Genomic DNA, 18,465 nt, shown 5'->3' on the forward strand with positions numbered 1-18,465 from the left:
CACGTCGAGCCGAGCCGTAGTTCCGGGACACCCCGCCCGACCCGCTCCGGGTCGGCGGGGTGTCGCCGTTTCCGGCTTCCCCGGTCGCCCGGGCCCGGTTCCGGCGCGGCCGACGGCAAATCGAGGCGACGCCGGGGCCGCCCTCCTGTCAGCATGGTCGCCGTGCTGATCACCATGACCACCACCCACCAGCCCGCCACCGACCTGGGCTACCTCCTGGTCAAGCATCCGGACCGGACGCACTCGTTCCGGGTGCCCACCGGTACGGCGCACGTGCTGTTCCCGGAGGCCACTGTGGAGCGTTGCACTGCCGCGCTGCTGCTCGACACGGATCCGCTGGCGCTGTCCGGCGGCCGGGGTCGGGGGCGGTCCGGTCGGGGTACGACCAGCACGCCGGAGGGCTTCACCCTCGGCCAGTACGTCAACGACCGCCCGTACGCCGCCTCCAGCCTGCTCTCCTCCGCGCTCTCCACGGTGTTCCGGTCGGCGCTGCGCGGCGACTCCAAGGACCGTCCGGAGCTGGCGGCGACCCCGATCCCGTTGGAGTTGCGGGTGCCGGCGCTGCGCTGCCGGGGCGGCACGGAGCTGGCCGACCGGCTCTTCACTCCGCTCGGCTGGACGGTGTCGGCGCCGCCGGTGCCGCTCGACCCGCGGTTTCCCGACTGGGGCGACAGCCGGTACGTCGACCTCACCCTCACCGGCACGCTCCGGCTCGCCGACGCGTTGAACCACCTCTACGTCCTGCTGCCGGTGCTGGACGACGCCAAGCACTACTGGGTGGCGCCGGACGAGATCGACAAGCTGCTCCGGGCCGGTGCCGGCTGGCTGGCCGGGCACCCGGAACGGGGGCTGATCACCCGGCGCTACCTGGCGCACCGGCGGGCACTGGCCGGCACCGCCCTGGCCCGGCTGGCCGAACTGCGGTTGGCCGACGACCCCGGCGACCCGGACACCGTGGTCGAGACCGTTGACGTCGGTACCGACGAGGAGGCCGGCCTGCCCGCCGCGGTCAACCGGCAGCCACTCGCCGCCCGACGCCGGGCGGCCGTACTGGCGGCGTTGGACGCGTCCGGCGCGACCCGGGTGCTGGACCTCGGCTGCGGCGGCGGCGCGCTGCTCACCGACCTGATCCGGAACAGCCGCTACACCGAGATCGTCGGCACCGACGTCTCGTCCCGGGCGCTGACGATGGCGGAGCGACGGCTGCGTCTGGACCGGCTGCCGGCCCGGCAGCAGCACCGGATCAAGCTGTGGCAGTCGGCGCTGACCTACCGGGACGACCGGCTGCGCGGCTTCGACGCGGCCGTGCTGATGGAGGTGGTCGAGCATCTCGACCCGCCGCGACTGCCGGCGCTGGAGGCGTCGGTGTTCGGGCACGCCCGACCCGGCACGGTTGTCGTCACCACCCCGAACGTCGAGTACAACGTGCGTTACCCGGGGCTGGCCGCCGGCACGATGCGGCACACCGACCACCGGTTCGAGTGGAGCCGGGCGGAGTTCGCCCGATGGGCGGAGACCGTCGGCACGACCTACGGATACACGGTCGCCATCAGTGGCGTCGGCGACGAGGACCCCGAGGTGGGCGCGCCCACCCAGCTCGCCGTCTTCACCCGGACGCCCACCACCCCCACCCCGCCCACGAACGCCGCCGAGCCCCTGCCGGCACACCCCGAGGAGACCCGATGACCACCCTGGACATTCCCGAGCTGGCCCTGGTGGCCCTGGTCGGCGTCTCCGGGTCCGGCAAGTCGACCTTCGCCCGTCGGCACTTCGCGCCGACCCAGGTCCTCTCCTCCGACGCGTTCCGGGCGCTGGTCGCCGACGACGAGAACGACCAGTCCGCCTCCTCGGACGCCTTCGAGGTGCTGCACCACGTCGCCGGCAAGCGGCTGCGGGCGGGACGGCTGACCGTGGTGGACGCCACCAACCTGCAGCAGCACGCCCGGGCGGGCCTGGTGGCGGTGGCCCGGGAACACGACGTACTGCCGGTGGCGGTGGTACTGGACGTGCCCGAGTCGCTCTGCTGGGAGCGGACGCAGGCCCGGTCGGACCGGACCTTCGGCCGCCAGGTGCTCACCCGGATGCAGCGTGACCTGCGCCGCAGCATCGGACGGCTGGAGCGCGAGGGTTTCCGCAAGGTGCACGTACTGCGCGGCGTCGAGGAGATCGACGCCGCCGAGATCCGCTACGAGAAGCTGTTCAACGACCGGAAGGAGCTGACCGGGCCGTTCGACATCATCGGTGACGTACACGGCTGCCGGGCCGAGCTGGAACTGCTGTTGGACCGGCTCGGCTGGATTCTGCACCGGGACGCCGACGGCCGGGCGACGGGCGCCACCCACCCGGAGGGCCGTACCGCCCTGTTCGTCGGTGACCTGGTCGACCGGGGGCCGGACTCGCCCGGCGTACTCCGGTTGGTGATGGGGATGGTCGCCGCCGGCACCGCGCTCTGCGTGCCGGGCAACCACGAGCAGAAGCTGCTCCGCAAGCTGCGTGGACGCAAGGTGACGGTCTCGCACGGCCTGGCCGAGACGCTGGCCCAGCTGGAGACCGAGGACCCGGCCTTCGTCACCGAGCTGTCGGCGTTCATCGACGGCCTGGTCAGCCACTACGTCCTCGACGGCGGCCGGCTGGTGGTCGCGCACGCCGGCCTGAAGGAGGAGTACCACGGCCGCGCCTCCGGGCGGGTCCGCGCCTTCGCCCTGTTCGGCGAGACCACCGGCGAGACCGACGAGTACGGGCTGCCGGTGCGCTACCCGTGGGCCCGCGACTACCGGGGTTCGGCGATGGTCGTCTACGGGCACACCCCGACGCCGACCCCCGAATGGGTCAACAACACCATCTGCATCGACACCGGCTGCGTCTTCGGCGGGGCGCTGACCGCGCTGCGCTACCCGACCCGGGAACTCGTCTCGGTGCCGGCCGCCAAGGAGTACTACGCGCCGGCCCGCCCGCTGCACGCCGTACCCGCCGGACCGGCCGACGTTGGCGGGTCCGCCGCGGACCGCGACGACCACGGGCTCGACCTGCGCGACGTCACCGGCCGGCGGCACATCGACTACGGCTACGGCACGGTGACCGTGCCGGCCGAGAACGCGGCGGCGGCGCTGGAGGTGATGAGCCGGTTCTCCGTCGACCCACGCTGGCTGCCGTGGCTGCCGCCGACGATGGCGCCCTGCTCGACCGCGACCCTCGACGACTTCCTGGAGCATCCGGCACAGGCGTTCGCCGACTACCGGTCCGCGGGCGTCAACCGGGTCGTCTGCGAGGAGAAGCACATGGGCTCCCGCGCGGTGGTGCTGGTCCGCCGGGACACCGGGTCGGGTCCGGTCGGCGGCACCGGGTTCGGCCCGGGTGACGGCGTGGTCTACACCCGGACCGGCCGGCCCTTCTTCGACGCCACGTTGAACCGGGCACTGCTGGACCGGGTACGCGCCGCCGTCACCTCGGCCGGACTGTGGGCGGAACTGGAGACCGACTGGCTGCTGCTCGACTGCGAGCTGCTGCCCTGGTCGGCGAAGGCCGGTGGCCTGATCCGGGAGCAGTACGCGGCGGTCGGCGCGGCCGGTCGGGCCGCCCTGCCGGCCGTGCTGGACACCCTGGACCGGGCGGGCGCACGTGGCCTGCCGGTGGCCGAACTCCGGGACCGGATGACCCGTCGCTCGGCGGACCTGGCCCGCTACACCGACGCCTACCGGGCATACGTACGCCCGACCGACGGTCTCACCGGGGTGACCCTGGCGCCGTTCGCGGTCCTCGCCAGCGAGGGCGCGTCGCACGCCGGCCGGGACCACGGCTGGCACCTGGCCCTTGCCGACCGGCTGCACGCCGCCGACCCGGAGTTCTTCACCCCGACCCGACGTCTGGTGGTGGACCTCGGCGACGAGGCGGCGGTGGCGGAGGCGACCGACTGGTGGCTGGAACTGACCGCCGCCGGTGGTGAGGGCATGGTGGTGAAGCCGTACGCCGGACCGGCCGCCCGGGACGACCGGGGCCGGCTGCTGCAGCCGGGTATCAAGTGTCGCGGCCGGGACTACCTGCGGATCATCTACGGCCCGGAGTACGCCGAGCCGGAGCAGCTCGCCCAGCTCCGGCACCGGTCGCTGGGGCGCAAGCGCGGGCTGGCGCTACGCGAGCACGGGCTCGGCCTGGCCGCGCTCGACCTGCTGGCCGAACGGGCTCCGCTGTGGCGTCGGCACGAACTGGTCTTCGCCATTCTGGCCAGCGAGTCCGAGCCGGTCGACCCGCGGCTGTAGCCGGCGCCGGTGCCGGTCGGGCCGGGCCCGACCGGCGCCGGTGGGGACCGGGTGACCCGCGACGGGACCGGCGGCGGCACCACCGAGATCGTGAAGAAGATCATCGGCCGTGCCTGACCGTTCGGAGCGGGTACACCCGGCCCCGCCGCAAACCGCGTGGGCGGCGGGAGCTGGACGCCGCCTAGACTGCTGTGGTGGCCGCCACCGACCGGCGGTCCGTTCGTCACGCCCGCCGCCCCGTTCCCGGAGGTCCACCCGTGCCGACGCCCACCACCACGCTGGCCCTGGGGCCGGATTTCCTGGACCCGGAGCGGTTGATCTCCGCCTTTGGGCTGCTCGGCATCCTCGCCATCGTCTTCGCCGAATCGGGCCTGCTGATCGGGTTCTTCCTGCCGGGCGACTCGCTGCTGTTCACCGCCGGCCTGCTCACCGCCAACGGCGAGTACATCACCTACCCGCTGTGGCTGGTCTGCCTGCTCATCACCATCGCGGCGATCGTCGGTGACCAGGTCGGGTACGCGTTCGGCAAGAAGGTCGGCCCGGCCCTGTTCCGCCGGCCCAACTCCCGGCTGTTCAAACAGGAAAACCTGATCAAGGCCAACGAGTTCTTCGACAAGTACGGTCCGCGCTCGGTGGTCCTGGCCCGGTTCGTACCGATCGTGCGTACCTTCACGCCGATCGTCGCCGGGGTCAGCGGGATGCGCTACCGGACCTTCGTGGTCTACAACGTGATCGGTGGCGTCCTGTGGGGAACCGGGGTCACCGTGCTCGGCTACTTCCTCGGCCAGATCCCGTTCGTCAAGACCAACATCGAACTGATCCTGATCGCGATCGTGGTGATCTCGGTGATCCCGATCGCCGTGGAGCTGCTCCGGGCCCGGCTCGCCGCCAAGCGGGGCACGACCCCGCAGCAGGCCGCCGAGCTGGAGCACGCGGCTCAGGAGGCCCAGCAGCGCCGGCACCAGCACTGAGGCGCCGAGGTCACCAAGGAGCGGGCGCCGGACCGGTCAGCGCGAGCAGGGCGGCGGCCGGCCCACCGGCCGGTCCCCGTCCCACACGGTCACCGCGTCCTGCACGGTCACCGCTGTCATCACGTCTTGCACGGTCACCGATGTCGCGGCTCGACACCGGCGACCGACCCGCTGTCCCGGGCGGCACGACACGTGCCACGGGCAGCAGGACATCGGGCGGGGTGTTCACCCCGTCCGAGAACACATCACACCGTCCGGATTCCGTACCCGTCCGAGGAACGTGGTCGGACCGTCCAGCCGGAGGTCACCGTCGGTCGCCCGTCGGTGGAGACCGCCGGACGGCCGCCCGGACGCACCGGTTCGACGCGCACCACGTCCCACCCGACGTACCCGAACCGATCCCGCTGCCACTTTGCGGGGGACGGTGCACGTCGTCGGTCGGGGCGGACCCGTCGCTTCGTCAGCGGTCGGGCCGCCTGGCGCCGTCCCGGAGAGGGCGGACACCAGACGGACCGGACACTGACTCAGCGAGCCTTTTTGGTGGCCCGCTTCCGCGGCGGGGTCAGCAGATCAGCGATCGTCGCGATCGCCGTCGGCACCAGACGGTAGTAAGCCCACACGCCCCGCTTCTCCCGCTCCAGCAAGCCGGCTTCGGTGAGGATTCGGAGGTGGTGGCTCACCGTCGGCTGCGAGAGGCCGAGCGGCGCGGTGAGGTCACACACGCACGCTTCGCCCTCGGGCGCCGACTGGATGAGGCTGAGCAGCCGCAGCCGGGCGGGGTCAGCAAGGGCCTTGAGGACCCCCGCAAGCCGCTCGGCATCGGCGCGCTCGATCGGCTCGCCGGCAAGCGGCGAGATCTGAGGCATAGTCATTTCGGCCAACGCAGTTCCCACGTATTCCATCCTTCCACCAGCAGCATCGACCCGCCTGCATATCAGCAGATCCGAATCGGCAAACTTTTAGGCCACTAGGCCGAGGTCAGCCAACGTATAGGCTGCCCGGTATGGCAGTCCGGCGGCTCGCACGGCGTCGCCCGCACCTCGATCAACAATAACCGCCACGCCCACGACCACGGCCCCGGCCTCCTGCAACGCCTCCACTGCGGTCAGCACACTGCCGCCCGTCGTGGAGGTGTCCTCTACGGCCACTACCCGGCGACCACTCACGTCCGGACCTTCGATCCGGCGCTGCAGACCATGCGTCTTCCCGGTCTTGCGCACCACGAAAGCGTCCAACCGACGCTGCCGCGCCGAAGCGGCGTGCAGCATCGAGACGGCAATCGGGTCCGCACCCAACGTCAGACCGCCAACCGCGTCGTAGTCCCAGTCGGCCATGAGATCGAGCATGATCCGACCGACCAACGGTGCCGCCGCGTGATGCAGGGTCACGCGCCGCAGATCGACGTACCAGTCCGCCTCACGGCCTGAGGACAGCACCACCCGTCCGTGGACGACGGCGAGGTCAGTGATGAATTTACGCAGGTCGTCGTGGTCCCCCATGGCCGGTAAGGGTACTGCGCCGAGATGAAAGCCGAACGGCCGACCCGGCGCGGCGGCCGTGCGGACGGGTTCGACGGTGGCCGAGCAGCCACAAAATCGGCTACTCTCCGCACTGAATCTTGCCTGCTTCCGGTTCGCATCCGGTCGGACCGACCAGATTCCGGTCGACGTCGCGAACCCGGCCGGCACCGGTACGGACCGGTGCCGGGTCAGCTCTCCTCGCGGCCGATCCGCCCCCGGGTGTCCCGGGCCACCGCCCGCCACAGCCGACCCGGCGCATGCCGCAGCCCGAAGACCACCGCCTTGTAGCGCCAGTCCGGCACGCTGACCATCCGGTTCCGTCGCAGGTCACGAAGGGCGTCCCGGACGACGTCGTCGGCGCGCAGCCACATCCACTCCGGAGTCTTCGACATGTCGATCCCGGCCCGGTCGTGGAACTCGGTACGGGTGTAGCCGGGGCAGAGCACCATGACCCGTACGCCGTACCGGCGGACCGACTGGGCGATCGACTCACTGAAGTTCGTCACCCACGCCTTGCTCGCCGAGTACGTCGACCCCGGCATCACCGGGCCAAATCCGGCAACGGAAGAGACATTTATCACTGCCCCGTGTCCACGTTCGGTCATCCCTGGCAGGGCGGCGAGGGTCAACCGCAGTACCGCGTGCACGTTCAGCCGGAGCAGTCGGACCTCCTCGGCGGCGGTCGAGTGCAGGAACGGCCGGTTGAGACTGATCCCGGCGTTGTTGACCAGCAGGTCGACCGGCTCGGCCGGGTCGCGGAGCCGGTCCTCGACGGCGCCGCATCCCTCGTCGGTGGAGAGGTCGACGGCCAGTACCCGGACCGTGCCGCCGTGTCGGCCGGTCAGCTCGGCGGCGAGGTCGGCGAGCCGCTGGCCGTCCCGGGCCACCAGGACGAGGTCGTGGCCGTCGGCGGCGAGTCGGCGGGCGAAGGCGGCACCGATGCCGGCGGTGGCTCCGGTGACCAGGGCGCGGGGGCGACGGCTCCGGCCCGGAGCCGGGTCATCCGGGGCGGTGGCGGGACGGGGGACCCGGCCACGTCGGGTGAAGGCTGGCACCACGGACGGTCCCCCGATCGACGGCTGCTCCGACGTACGACAGGAGCGGCAGCCGGGCCGGCGGGCTCGACACATGCCGGCGCGTCCGGCGCGACGACGGTTCCGCGTCCCGCCGCCGGTACCGCTGAGCCAAGGTAACCGAACGGCTCCGGTAGCGGAACCCCACAGCGGGCCCGACGGCGCGGTGGCCGGCACCGACGCGACGGCCTCCGGGGAACGGATCCGTTCCCCGGAGGCCGTGGTGTCGACCGGTCAGCTGGACGGCGGGTTGTTCGGTGGCTGCTGCCCCGGCTGTTGGCCACCCGGCTGCGGCGGCTGCTGGCCGGGGTGGGACTGACCCGGGTACGGCGGCTCCTGACCCGGGTACGGCGGCTGCTGGCCCGGATACGGCTGTCCGGGGTACGGCTGGCCCGGGTACGGCGGCTGCTGACCGGGGTACGGCGTACCCGGCAGCGGCGGCTCCCAGCCGGCCGCCGCCGGCCGCCGGAAGTACGCGTTCGACGCGGGCAGCGCGAGCAGGATCACCGCCGCCAGCAGTGCCAGCAGGCCGATGACGGTGGCGGCCAGGCTGACCGGGGTGGTCCAGCCCGGCACCGCGTCCTCGAGCCGACGCTGGACCTCCTGCGGATCCGGCACGTTCACGTCTCCCGAGCTGCCCCCGATGCCGCTGAGCGTGCCGCCCAGCGCGGCGCCGCCGAGCCCCGGCACGAGGCAGCACAGGATGCCGAGCCCGCCGATCACCCAGGTGATGATCCGGGAGACGTTCCGGCCACCGTTGTTGAGCACGGCCAGGACCACCAGACCGATGCCGACCAGGATGTTCACCACCCCGCTCCCCACGAGGATCCCGGTGGTGAGTCCGCTCGCGCCCTCGAGTTCGGTGCCGGCGTACAACTCGTCGAGGATGTCGGTGGTGGGGCCGATGGTGGCCAGCCCGGCGACCGCGATCACGACGAACATGAGCGCGGTCAGATAGAGGAGGTAGGTGGAGATGGTCACGGTGACCGGGCGCGCCTGCGGAGCCGGCGTCGTCGGATTCGCTGGTACCGACACGGCTCTCCTCTCCTGGGTCGAGGTCCGTGGATCGCGGTGTGGGATCGAGGCTCGTGGATCAGGTTCCGTTGATCCGGTCCACTGACCGGGCTTCAATGGTCAGGAACGGATGGATCAGGGAACCACCGTATCGGTACTGAACGAACGGTGCCGAACCGAACCACGGCCGACCCGGAACCGGTACGGCCGGGTGCCCGTCGGAACGGACACCCGGCCGTACCCGGGTTCGGGGTGTGGCGCCGGATCAGGCCCGGACGACGGTCAGGCTCTCCTTGCCGTCGGCCAGGTCGACCCGGACCGTGTCGCCGTCCCGCACCTCACCGGCGAGCAGCGCCTTGGCCAGCCGGTCGCCGATCGCCGACTGGACCAGGCGGCGCAGCGGCCGGGCACCGTAGATCGGGTCGTACCCGTGCTCGGCCAGCCAGTTCCGGGCCGTGTCGGTGACCTCCAGGCTGAGCCGGCGGTCAGCGAGCCGGCGGCGCAGCCGGTCGAGCTGGATGTCCACGATGCCGCGCAGTTCCAGGCCGGTGAGCGAGGCGAAGACCACGATGTCGTCCAGGCGGTTCAGGAACTCCGGCTTGAAGTGCGACCGGACCACCGCCAGTACCGCCTCGCGCCGCTCCTCGTCCCCGAGCGTCAGGTCGGAGACGACCGCCGAACCCAGGTTCGAGGTGAGGATCAGGATCGCGTTGCGGAAGTCGACGGTACGACCCTGCCCGTCGGTGAGCCGTCCGTCGTCGAGTACCTGGAGCAGCACGTCGAAGACGTCCGGGTGGGCCTTCTCCACCTCGTCCAGCAGGATCACCGAGTACGGTCGCCGACGCACCGACTCGGTGAGCTGGCCGCCCTCCTCGTACCCGACGTAGCCGGGCGGGGCACCGACGAGCCGGGCCACCGAGTGCTTCTCGCCGTACTCGCTCATGTCGATCCGGACCATGGCCCGCTCGTCGTCGAAGAGGAACTCGGCGAGCGCCTTGGCCAACTCGGTCTTGCCGACGCCGGTCGGGCCGAGGAAGAGGAAGCTGCCGGTGGGCCGGTCCGGGTCGGCGACGCCGGCACGGGCCCGCCGGACCGCGTCGGAGACCGCGGCGACCGCCTCGGCCTGGCCGACCACCCGGGTGCCGAGCGAGTCCTCCATCCGCAGCAGCTTCGCCGTCTCGCCCTCCATCAGCCGACCCGCCGGGATGCCGGTCCAGGAGGCGACGACGGCCGCGATGTCGTCGGCGCCGACCTCCTCCTTGAGCATCGCGCCGTCCGCCTGCAGCCCGGCGAGTTCCTGCTCGGCCCGGGTCAGCTCGGCCTTCAACTCCGGGATCCGGCCGTAGCGCAGCTCGGCGGCGCGTTCCAGCTCGCCGTCCCGTTCGGCCCGTTCCGCCTCGCCGCCGAGCCGTTCCAGCTCCTCCTTGGCGGTGGAGATCCGGGTGATGTGGTCCTTCTCCAGCTTCCACCGGTCGCTGAGCGCGGTGAGCTGCTCGCGCTTGTCCGCCAGCTCCCGGCGGAGTCGTTCGAGGCGTTCGGCCGAGGCCGGGTCGGGCTCCTTGGCCAGCGCCATCTCCTCGATCTCCAGCCGGCGTACCGCCCGCTCGATCTCGTCGACCTCGACCGGCCGCGAGTCGATCTCCATCCGGAGCCGGGACGCCGACTCGTCGACCAGGTCGATCGCCTTGTCCGGCAGGAACCGGTCGGTGATGTACCGGTCGGAGAGGCTGGCGGCGGCGACCAGCGCGGCATCGGTGATCCGTACGCCGTGGTGCACCTCGTACCGCTCCTTGAGGCCACGCAGGATGCCGATGGTGTCCTCGATGGTCGGCTCGCCGACCAGCACCGGCTGGAAGCGGCGCTCCAACGCCGGGTCCTTCTCGATGTGCTCGCGGTACTCGTCGAGGGTGGTCGCGCCGACCATCCGCAGTTCACCCCGGGCCAGCATCGGCTTGAGCATGTTGCCGGCGTCCATCGAGCCCTCGCCCTTGCCCGCGCCGACCACGGTGTGCAGTTCGTCGAGGAACGTGATCACCTGGCCGTCGGAGTTCTTGATCTCCTCCAGCACCGACTTGAGCCGCTCCTCGAACTGGCCCCGGTACTGCGCACCGGCGACCATCGCGCCGAGGTCGAGCGAGACCAGCTTCTTGTCCCGCAGCGACTCGGGTACGTCCCCGGCGACGATCCGCTGGGCCAGTCCCTCGACGATCGCGGTCTTGCCGACGCCGGGCTCGCCGATCAGCACCGGGTTGTTCTTGGTACGCCGGGACAGCACCTGGACCACCCGGCGGATCTCGGCGTCCCGGCCGATCACCGGGTCGATCCTGCCCTCCCGGGCCTGTTCGGTGAGGTCGACGCCGTACTTCTCCAGGGCCTGGTAGGTCTGCTCCGGGTCGGCGGTGGTGACCCGCCGGTCCCCGCCGCGTACCGCCGGGAAGGCGGCGACCAGGTTCTCCTCGGTGGCACCGGCCTCCTGGAGCAGTTTCGCCACCGCGCCGCCGACCCGGGCCAGCCCGGCCAGCAGGTGCTCGGTGGAGGTGTACTCGTCGCCGAGCGGGCGGGCGATCTGCTCGGCCGACCCGATCGCGTTGACGAACTCGCGGGACAGGCTCGGCTCGGCGACGCTGGATCCGCGGGCGGCCGGTTGGGTCTCCACGGCCCGGGCGGCGGCCCGTCGGATGTCGGCCGGGTTGGCGCCGACGGCGCGCAGCAGTCCGGCCGCGGTCGAGCCGCCGGTGTCCAGCAGGGACAGCAGCAGGTGCCACGGCTCGACGGTGGCGTGGCCGCGCTGGTTCGCCGTCGCGACCGCGCCGGTGATGACTTCGCGGCTCTTCGTGGTGAGACGTTCGGCGTTCATGAGCTCCCCATACGGTCCCGCCGGTCGTGGGCACGGACCGGCACCGACAGCGTGACGACCGCCGCCGCCGACGGCGGGGCGACCTCCACTGGTGACGACACAACCAGAGTTGAGTGTATTCCACTCAACTTCTCGACGGTGATGTCGATCACGCCGGTCCCAGCCGCAACGTCACCCAGCGCCGCTCGGTGCCGTGTCCCGGGCCCAGCCAGGCCTGTCCGGTCGACGGATCCGCGGCGAACAGCGTGCCGTCCGGCAGCATCCGCAGGTGCGCCCCGCCGACCGGCCAGCCCAGCGCCAGGTAGCTGCCGCGTCCGACCAGACCGGCACCGTCCGGGCCGGTCACCGCGAGCAGTCCGCCGCCAAGCGGCACGGCCGAGGTGAACCGCTCCGGCGGGTCCACCGGGCGGGTCAGGCTCCACCCTCCGCCGGGTCCGTCCCGCCGCCACAGCGTCGGGAAGAGCGTGCGGTCGTCGGCGTACCCGATCAGCCAGGCGTCGCCGTCAGGTGCCACCGCCGCGCGCAGCCCCGACCAGGTCCCGTCGCCGAGCGGCACCGGCGGCAACCAGCTCCGTCCGTCGTCGTCCGAGACCGAGACGTACGCACGGCCGGCGGACAGCCTGGCGACGACCAGCCGGCCGCCCCCGTACCCCAGCAACTCCGGCCGGGACAGCGACGGCTGTGCCGGCAGCGGGCGGAACCGATCCCCGGCCCACTCCACCACCTTCGGCCGGGCGTCGCCGTCGCAGCAGAGCTGGAACCGGCCGTCGAGCTGGTGGTACGCGTCCGGCGGGCGTTCGCCCTCGAGGCGGCGGAACGTCCGGCCCTGGTCGGCGGAGACGTACCAGACGGTCCCCTCCACGACGAGCACCAGCAGCCCGTGCCCGGCGTGGAGCTGCGGATGGCCGTCGAGGCGGGGATGGTGTACCGGCTGCCAGGACCGCCCGCCGTCGGTGGTGCCGAACAGCAGGCCGGAGGAGACCGGGGCGGCCGGGATGTCGGTGCCGCCGACCACGAACAGGGCGTAGCCACGTTCGGCGTCCACGAACTCGACCTGCTGCAACCGGGCGGACGCCGGCAGCGCCAACCGCACCGCCCGCTCCGGCACCGGCACCGGGCCGTCGGCGGCGGCCGTCGACCGGGTCGGGGCGGGTGGATCCCGGCGTACGTCCCCGATCGAACATCCGGCGACCGGAGCCACCACCACCGCCAGTACGGCGGTCACGGCGGCGACCCGAACAGCGTCCCGTCGGACGCGGTGAACCCGCATCAGCCCACCTCCCACCGGGATCGAGCCCGGTGACGGCCCCGAGGTTCCCACCGTCGGCGGGCAGGCCGCCGGACATCGTGTTCGACGCCCCGACCGCGCACGGTACCGTTGCCCGGGTGCGAGTACGTGTGGAACAGACGGCGCTCCCCGGGATCGGTGTACGCCACGACGTGGTGACCGCCTCCGGCCGCCGGCTCGGCGTGGTCACGCACCGCAACGGCCGGCGGGATCTGGTGCTCTACGACCCGGACGACCCGGATTCGTGCACCGCCGACATCCCGCTCACCGACGACGAGGCGGAGGCGCTGGCCGACATCCTCGGCGCGTCGCTGATGCTGGGTCAGCTCTCCGGGCTGCGCCAGCAGGCCGCCGGGCTGCTCACCGAGCAGATCTCGATCCCGGCCGGCTCGCGGTACGTCGGCCGTCGGCTGGGCGACACACAGACCCGCACCCGTACCGGGGCGTCCATCGTCGCGGTACTCCGGGAACGTGAGGTGATCCCCTCCCCGGAACCGACCTTCCGGTTCGAGACCGGCGACGTGGTGGTCGTGGTCGGGACCCGTCAGGGCCTCGACGGCGTCACCGCGATCCTCGCCGAGACCGACCCGGACGGCTGACGCGTATGCACCACACCACGATTCTGCTCATCGAAGTCGGCGCGCTGCTGCTCGCCCTCGGCATGCTCGGTCGGCTCAGCCGACGGATCGGGCTCTCGCCCATCCCGCTCTACCTGCTCGCCGGGCTCGCCTTCGGGCACGGCGGACTGATCCCGCTGTCCGCCAGCGAGGAGTTCTTCGCGGTCGGCGCCGAGATCGGCGTGATCCTGCTGCTGGTCATGCTCGGCCTCGAGTACTCGGCCAACGAACTGGTCGGCAACCTCCGCGCCGCCGCCCCGGCCGGCCTGCTCGACGGTCTGCTCAACGCGCTGCCCGGCGTCGCCTTCGGCTTCCTGCTCGGCTGGGGCTGGGTGGGGGCGATCGTCCTCGGCGGCGTCACCTGGGTCTCGTCGTCCGGCGTCATCGCCAAGGTGCTGGCCGACCTGGGCCGGCTCGGTAACCGGGAAACGCCGGTGATCCTGTCGATCCTGGTCATCGAGGACCTCGCGATGGCCCTCTACCTGCCGCTGGTGACCGCGATCCTCGGCGGCCAGGGCCTGCTCGGCGGCGGTATCGCGCTCGTCATCGCGGTCGCCACCGTGGTCATCGTGCTGGTGGTGGCGATCCGGTACGGCAACGGCATCTCCCGGATGTTCTCCCCGCAGGACCCCGAGGCGCTGCTGCTCGGCGTCCTCGGGCTCACCCTGCTGGTCGCCGGCCTCGCCGCCGGCCTGCAGGTGTCCGCCGCGGTCGGCGCCTTCCTGGTGGGCATCGCGCTGTCCGGGCCGGTGGCGCACAACGCGACGGAACTGCTCTCGCCGCTGCGGGACCTGTTCGCCGCGGTCTTCTTCGTCTTCTTCGGGCTGAACACCGACCCCCGGGACATCCCGCCGGTGCTGCTGCCGGCGATCGCGTTGGCCGTGGTCACCATGGCCACCAAGGTGATCACCGGGTACTTCGCCGCGAAGCGGGTCGGGATCGCACTGCCCGGTCGGTGGCGTACCGGACTGGCGCTGATGCCACGCGGCGAGTTCTCGATCGTCATCGCCGGACTGGCCGTCAGCGCCAGCGTGGTCAATCCGCAACTCGGCCCGCTCGCCACGGCGTACGTGCTGGTCACTGTGGTGACCGGCCCGATGTTGGCCCGATTGCCGGACTTCGGCTGGTTCAAGCGCTGGCTGCGCAAGCAGGCGGCGGCTGCCGGTCCCCGGCCGCCGGTAGCGGCCACCGAGTGATCGGGCCGGTCGTCGGCGGGAGACGCTCCGGTCTTCCGCCGACGGTCCGGTGGTCCCGACCCGACCCTCAGCAACCCGACCCGACCCTCAGCGTTCCGACCCGGCGGTCCGGCGCGGGCCGGGACGCCGGACGGGCCGGTGCCCCGACCACCTGGCGGGACGGCGGACGGGCCGGGTGACCAGGCAGGTAACGGGTTGATGAAATAGCTCGTGGCTGCCCTTTTGCTGTCCGGCCACAGCGCGTTACCGTGTCGCCGCGACAGCTGCTCGGCCCGGCCGGCCGGCCCGGGTGGCCAGCGATTGCGCGAGCGGAAGGGCGGCCCGTTGAGCGTGCACGACTCGACGTTTCGGGGCTTCGCCAATCCCGTGGATCCCTCCCCGGCCGAGTTGCGCGCCTGGGCGTACGAGCCGGACTCGGTGCCCCTGCACGCGATGCCCCAGGACTGGGATCTGCTGGTCTCCGGCGATCACCTGATCACGACCCTCTTCGACCTGGCCATGGACCCGTCTTGTCCGGCCCGCCGGTTCGCCCTGCACTGCCTCTACATCTACGCGGCCGACGGGATCCGGACGAAGTTCCGCGCCCATCCACGCCGGCGGCTGCGCAAACTCGTCGAACAGGCCGAACAGCAGGGCGACGAGCCGATGGCGATCTGGGCGTACAACACCCGGATGTTGCAGGCGCGCCCGGAGCTGTTCCACTACCCCGACTGGTGCGAGGGCGGCCTGGTCCGGCAGGGCCGCCGCCTGTAGGGGGAAGGTTCCGCGCGGACAGCTCCGGCGGCGACCACGCCGACCGTGGGACTCACCGCGACGCCGGCACCGGACGGGTGCAGCACAGTGGGCCGGGACCCCCCGTGGATCCCGGCCCGCCGGTCGTGCCGCCGCACCGGTCGCCGGGACCGACAGGCCACCGGACAGCGCGGTGGCCTGGTAGCGCGGCGAGCCGCACTACCAGGCAGATTACCCAGCCCTCCGAACCGCCGGGGCCGAACCCGGGAGGCGACGGACCGGCGGCTACTCGCATCGCATCCAGGAGAAGTGGTACGTCGTGTTCACGCTGCCGTCCGTCGAGTCCATCGCCATGAAGCTGCTTGTCGACGGAGCCGAGCTTCCGGCGCTCACCCGCAACTCGGTGTTGACGTTGAGGTAGCGCACCTCACCGCAGGGCGCGTAGACCAGCGAGGCGACGTCGGTGGTGTCGGTCGCCTGCCAGTTGTCACTGAACGGCCCGGGCCAGGTGTGGCTCCGCGACGTCGTCGGCGACGTTCCCTGGAAGTAGTAGTTGGCCCGCTGCAGACCGCTGGCCCCGCGCTGCAGGTGGGCGAACCCCCGGTAGTCCGCCTGGGCGATCGCGTAGGTGAACCCGGCCGGGACGTTGACCTGCAGCACGAGCTGGCAGTTCTTCCGAAAGTCGGTGGGCCGTGCACCGTCGCCGGTCTGGGCGAGATAGTCGCTGTAGGTCACCGTGAAGGACGTGTTGTCGGGTGAGGGGGCGACGGCGGCGGTGCCGGCCCGGCAACCCGAGCCGTTGACCGTCTTCAGTTCGATGGTGATCCGCTCCGCTGGCGGGGGAGTCTCCGGCTCGGTCGGCACCGGTGCTGCCAACAGCGACACCATGAGGCCGCCGATGGCAAGCGCGTTGATCATGACGTGCTCCTTCCGATCGTCGTCACGCGGCCGTCGGCCGCTGTCTCTGCTCCACGTGGGCCGGTTCGGAGGGGTCCGGACCGGCCCGGGTACCCGTGCTCCGGGCTGGGCTGTCGGAAGGGCGTCGTCCGGCACCCCAGCCCGGAGTGGAAATTCGGGTTACTGCTCGCACTTCTTCCAGGCGAAGTGGTAGGTGGTGTTGATGCTGGCGTCCGTGGAGTCCATCGACATGAAGCTGGTCGTGGTCCTCGGGTCGGAGGTACCGGCGTTGACCCGGAGCTCCGTGTTGATGTTCAGGAACCGCAGTTCGCCACAGGGCGCGTAGCTCAGCGACGTGACGTCGGACGTGTCGGTCGTCTGCCAGTTGTCGTCGTGCGGCCCGCTGAACGGGTGACTCTTGTACGTCGTCGGCGACGTCCCCTGGAAGTAGTAGTTGGCCCGCTGCGTCGCCGTCGCCCCGTCCTCCAGGTAGGCGTAACCGCGGTAGTCGGCCTGGAGAATGGCGTAGGTGAAGCCCGAGGGCACGTGCACCTGCAGGGCCAGCTGACAGTTCTTCCGGAAGTCCGTCGGCCGCGCGCCGACACCGACCTGGGCGAGATAGTCGCTGTAGGTCACCGTGAAGGCCGTGTTGTCCGGTGCCACGGCGACGGCCGCGGTACCGGCGGGGCAGCCCGATCCGTTGACGGTCACGACGTCGATGACGATCTTCTCGGCCGGCGGTGGTTCCGTCGGGACGATGATTATCGGGCCGGAGAACAACGACGCGACAAGACTGCCGATGGCCAGCACACTGATCATGGGTTTCCTCCCGATCGTGCCGATAGAGTTGCGCGCGCAGGCTCACCCTACGTTTATAAATAGATAGAAGTCAATGTGTTACGTTCAGGTTTCCACCTTGCCGAGGTAATCGTTTTCGCGCGGGAAACTCATAGACAGAACCGACCGTCCCACATTCGGGAACGGCCGGCCGACCACAATCACCGGGACGGCGACACCTGGTGCCGCGTGGCCCTTTCAGACAGAAGGCCCCCCGGATCGGCCGAATGGAATGATGGAATTTCCATCGGCCGGCCCGAGGGGCCCGTCGGCGCCTTTATCCGCCGGTCATGTCACGGCGGTCAGCACTGCCGCCAACTGAGGTGGTAGACGCTGCGCACACTGCCCCGGGTCGAGTCCATCGTCATGAAACTCGTGCTCTCGGCGTCGGCACTGCCGGCGTCGACCCGCAACTCCGTGTTGATGTTCAACAGACGCTGCTGGTCGCAGGGGGCGTACACCAGCGTCGCCGCCCGGTCCGTCGCACGCCAGTCATCGCTGTAGGGACCGGTGAACTCGTGGCTCGTCTGCGCGGTGGCCGACATCCCGGTGAAGTAGTAGTGCGACACCTGCAGGCCCGTGGCGCCCCGCCGCAGGTGTGCGAACCCCTGCAGATCCACCTGCGAGATCGCGTAGGTGAGGCCCTGGGGAACCTGCACCCGCAGATTCAACTGGCAGTTCTTCCGGGCGTCGGTCGGCCTGGCCCCACCGCCCGCCTGGGCGAGATAGTCGCTGTAGGTGATGGTGAAGGCCGTGTTGTCGGCCGCAGTGCTCACATTGGCGGTGCCCGCCGGACAACCCGATCCATTGACGGTCTCCACACTTATGGCGATCTTTTCGTCGAGAAGTGCCGAGGGCCCGGTGGCCACCGTCGAGGCGAGCAGTGCCGCGAGGACGCCGCTGACAGCCGTCACGTTGAACATGCTTGTTCCTTCCGATCGTCACGATGCGGTCGCGTCCGCCGCCAACCATAGCTAACACATTGATTGACGTCAATCAATCACTTTGCCGGGAAGATTGTTACCGGCGAGTCGTACGACGGTCCGTTTGATCTATCCGTCGCAATCGACGCCGCCGGGCGGCAAGACCGACATCCGGAGGCGGCGTGACGGCCGCTTCCGGGTACGGGCGCGCGTCGGCTCCGACCACCGTGACCGGCAGGGACGCCTAATACGATGCACCCTCGCGACGATTACGGGGTAATGGT

General features: G+C 71.2%; 15 protein-coding genes. 6 read left to right on the forward strand and 9 right to left on the reverse strand.

Annotation, left to right across the window (positions count from 1 at the left end):
• Nucleotides 1-162: 162 nt before the first annotated feature.
• From V1633_RS07310 to V1633_RS07320, 3 genes are all read left to right on the forward strand, one after another.
• Nucleotides 163-1,686, forward strand: a complete 1,524-nt coding sequence (locus V1633_RS07310) for a 3' terminal RNA ribose 2'-O-methyltransferase Hen1 (protein ID WP_331213422.1) — start codon at nucleotides 163-165, stop codon at nucleotides 1,684-1,686.
• Complete coding sequence (locus V1633_RS07315) at nucleotides 1,683-4,256, forward strand: polynucleotide kinase-phosphatase (protein WP_331213423.1); 2,574 nt, start codon at nucleotides 1,683-1,685, stop codon at nucleotides 4,254-4,256. The genes V1633_RS07310 and V1633_RS07315 overlap by 4 nt, the downstream gene beginning before the upstream one ends.
• 257 nt (nucleotides 4,257-4,513) lie before the next feature.
• Nucleotides 4,514-5,227 (forward strand): DedA family protein, encoded by a 714-nt coding sequence (locus V1633_RS07320; RefSeq protein ID WP_331213424.1) that lies wholly within the window; start codon nucleotides 4,514-4,516, stop codon nucleotides 5,225-5,227.
• A gap of 524 nt (nucleotides 5,228-5,751) precedes the next feature.
• On the opposite strand, the gene V1633_RS07325 is transcribed toward V1633_RS07320, so the two are convergent.
• The 6 genes from V1633_RS07325 to V1633_RS07350 all read right to left on the reverse strand — a co-directional run bounded on the left by V1633_RS07325 (nucleotide 5,752) and on the right by V1633_RS07350 (nucleotide 12,961).
• Nucleotides 5,752-6,129 carry an ArsR/SmtB family transcription factor gene (locus V1633_RS07325; RefSeq protein WP_007073957.1) on the reverse strand — a complete coding sequence of 126 codons (378 nt, stop codon included), beginning with the start codon at nucleotides 6,127-6,129 and terminating at the stop codon, nucleotides 5,752-5,754.
• Nucleotides 6,130-6,186: 57 nt separating this feature from the next.
• Nucleotides 6,187-6,726, reverse strand: coding sequence for an orotate phosphoribosyltransferase (gene pyrE, locus V1633_RS07330; RefSeq protein ID WP_331213425.1), 540 nt, complete (start codon nucleotides 6,724-6,726; stop codon nucleotides 6,187-6,189).
• Nucleotides 6,727-6,935: 209 nt separating this feature from the next.
• Nucleotides 6,936-7,712, reverse strand: a complete 777-nt coding sequence (locus tag V1633_RS07335; RefSeq protein ID WP_331213800.1) for an SDR family NAD(P)-dependent oxidoreductase — start codon at nucleotides 7,710-7,712, stop codon at nucleotides 6,936-6,938.
• Nucleotides 7,713-8,054: 342 nt separating this feature from the next.
• Nucleotides 8,055-8,855, reverse strand: a complete 801-nt coding sequence (locus V1633_RS07340) for a hypothetical protein (protein ID WP_331213426.1) — start codon at nucleotides 8,853-8,855, stop codon at nucleotides 8,055-8,057.
• A gap of 244 nt (nucleotides 8,856-9,099) precedes the next feature.
• Nucleotides 9,100-11,691 carry an ATP-dependent chaperone ClpB gene (gene clpB, locus V1633_RS07345; protein ID WP_331213427.1) on the reverse strand — a complete coding sequence of 864 codons (2,592 nt, stop codon included), beginning with the start codon at nucleotides 11,689-11,691 and terminating at the stop codon, nucleotides 9,100-9,102.
• Nucleotides 11,692-11,839: 148 nt separating this feature from the next.
• Nucleotides 11,840-12,961 (reverse strand): hypothetical protein, encoded by a 1,122-nt coding sequence (locus tag V1633_RS07350; protein ID WP_331213428.1) that lies wholly within the window; start codon nucleotides 12,959-12,961, stop codon nucleotides 11,840-11,842.
• Nucleotides 12,962-13,077: 116 nt separating this feature from the next.
• Here V1633_RS07350 and V1633_RS07355 point away from each other — a divergent pair, with 116 nt between their 5' ends.
• The 3 genes from V1633_RS07355 (at nucleotide 13,078) to V1633_RS07365 (ending at nucleotide 15,545) form a co-directional block, all read left to right on the forward strand.
• Nucleotides 13,078-13,578, forward strand: a complete 501-nt coding sequence (locus tag V1633_RS07355) for a cation:proton antiporter regulatory subunit (protein WP_331213429.1) — start codon at nucleotides 13,078-13,080, stop codon at nucleotides 13,576-13,578.
• A 5-nt stretch (nucleotides 13,579-13,583) separates the two neighbouring features.
• Nucleotides 13,584-14,792: a cation:proton antiporter gene (locus tag V1633_RS07360; protein WP_331213430.1), complete on the forward strand. Its 1,209-nt coding sequence runs from the start codon at nucleotides 13,584-13,586 to the stop codon at nucleotides 14,790-14,792.
• Between the two features lie 324 nt (nucleotides 14,793-15,116).
• Nucleotides 15,117-15,545 (forward strand): hypothetical protein, encoded by a 429-nt coding sequence (locus V1633_RS07365; RefSeq protein ID WP_331213801.1) that lies wholly within the window; start codon nucleotides 15,117-15,119, stop codon nucleotides 15,543-15,545.
• A gap of 264 nt (nucleotides 15,546-15,809) precedes the next feature.
• Here the strand turns inward: V1633_RS07365 and V1633_RS07370 are convergent, their stop codons facing one another.
• The 3 genes from V1633_RS07370 to V1633_RS07380 all read right to left on the reverse strand — a co-directional run bounded on the left by V1633_RS07370 (nucleotide 15,810) and on the right by V1633_RS07380 (nucleotide 18,181).
• Nucleotides 15,810-16,442 carry a DUF4360 domain-containing protein gene (locus tag V1633_RS07370; RefSeq protein ID WP_331213431.1) on the reverse strand — a complete coding sequence of 211 codons (633 nt, stop codon included), beginning with the start codon at nucleotides 16,440-16,442 and terminating at the stop codon, nucleotides 15,810-15,812.
• 159 nt (nucleotides 16,443-16,601) lie between these two features.
• Nucleotides 16,602-17,240: a DUF4360 domain-containing protein gene (locus V1633_RS07375; protein WP_331213432.1), complete on the reverse strand. Its 639-nt coding sequence runs from the start codon at nucleotides 17,238-17,240 to the stop codon at nucleotides 16,602-16,604.
• A gap of 320 nt (nucleotides 17,241-17,560) precedes the next feature.
• A complete protein-coding gene (locus tag V1633_RS07380; RefSeq protein WP_331213433.1) occupies nucleotides 17,561-18,181 on the reverse strand; it encodes a DUF4360 domain-containing protein in 621 nt (206 codons plus the stop codon).
• Nucleotides 18,182-18,465 lie beyond the last annotated feature (284 nt).

It is taken from the genome of Plantactinospora sonchi, assembly GCF_036422035.1.
Classification (GTDB): domain Bacteria; phylum Actinomycetota; class Actinomycetes; order Mycobacteriales; family Micromonosporaceae; genus Plantactinospora; species Plantactinospora sonchi.

Coding starts and splice junctions, on each gene's coding strand:
- V1633_RS07315 (WP_331213423.1), top strand. CDS start 1,683: ATGACCACCCTGGACATTCCCGAGCTGGCCCTGGTGGCCCTGGTCGGC.
- V1633_RS07325 (WP_007073957.1), bottom strand. CDS start 6,129: ATGGAATACGTGGGAACTGCGTTGGCCGAAATGACTATGCCTCAGATC.
- pyrE (WP_331213425.1), bottom strand. CDS start 6,726: ATGGGGGACCACGACGACCTGCGTAAATTCATCACTGACCTCGCCGTC.
- clpB (WP_331213427.1), bottom strand. CDS start 11,691: ATGAACGCCGAACGTCTCACCACGAAGAGCCGCGAAGTCATCACCGGC.
- V1633_RS07350 (WP_331213428.1), bottom strand. CDS start 12,961: ATGCGGGTTCACCGCGTCCGACGGGACGCTGTTCGGGTCGCCGCCGTG.
- V1633_RS07360 (WP_331213430.1), top strand. CDS start 13,584: ATGCACCACACCACGATTCTGCTCATCGAAGTCGGCGCGCTGCTGCTC.
- V1633_RS07370 (WP_331213431.1), bottom strand. CDS start 16,442: ATGATCAACGCGCTTGCCATCGGCGGCCTCATGGTGTCGCTGTTGGCA.
- V1633_RS07375 (WP_331213432.1), bottom strand. CDS start 17,240: ATGATCAGTGTGCTGGCCATCGGCAGTCTTGTCGCGTCGTTGTTCTCC.
- V1633_RS07380 (WP_331213433.1), bottom strand. CDS start 18,181: ATGTTCAACGTGACGGCTGTCAGCGGCGTCCTCGCGGCACTGCTCGCC.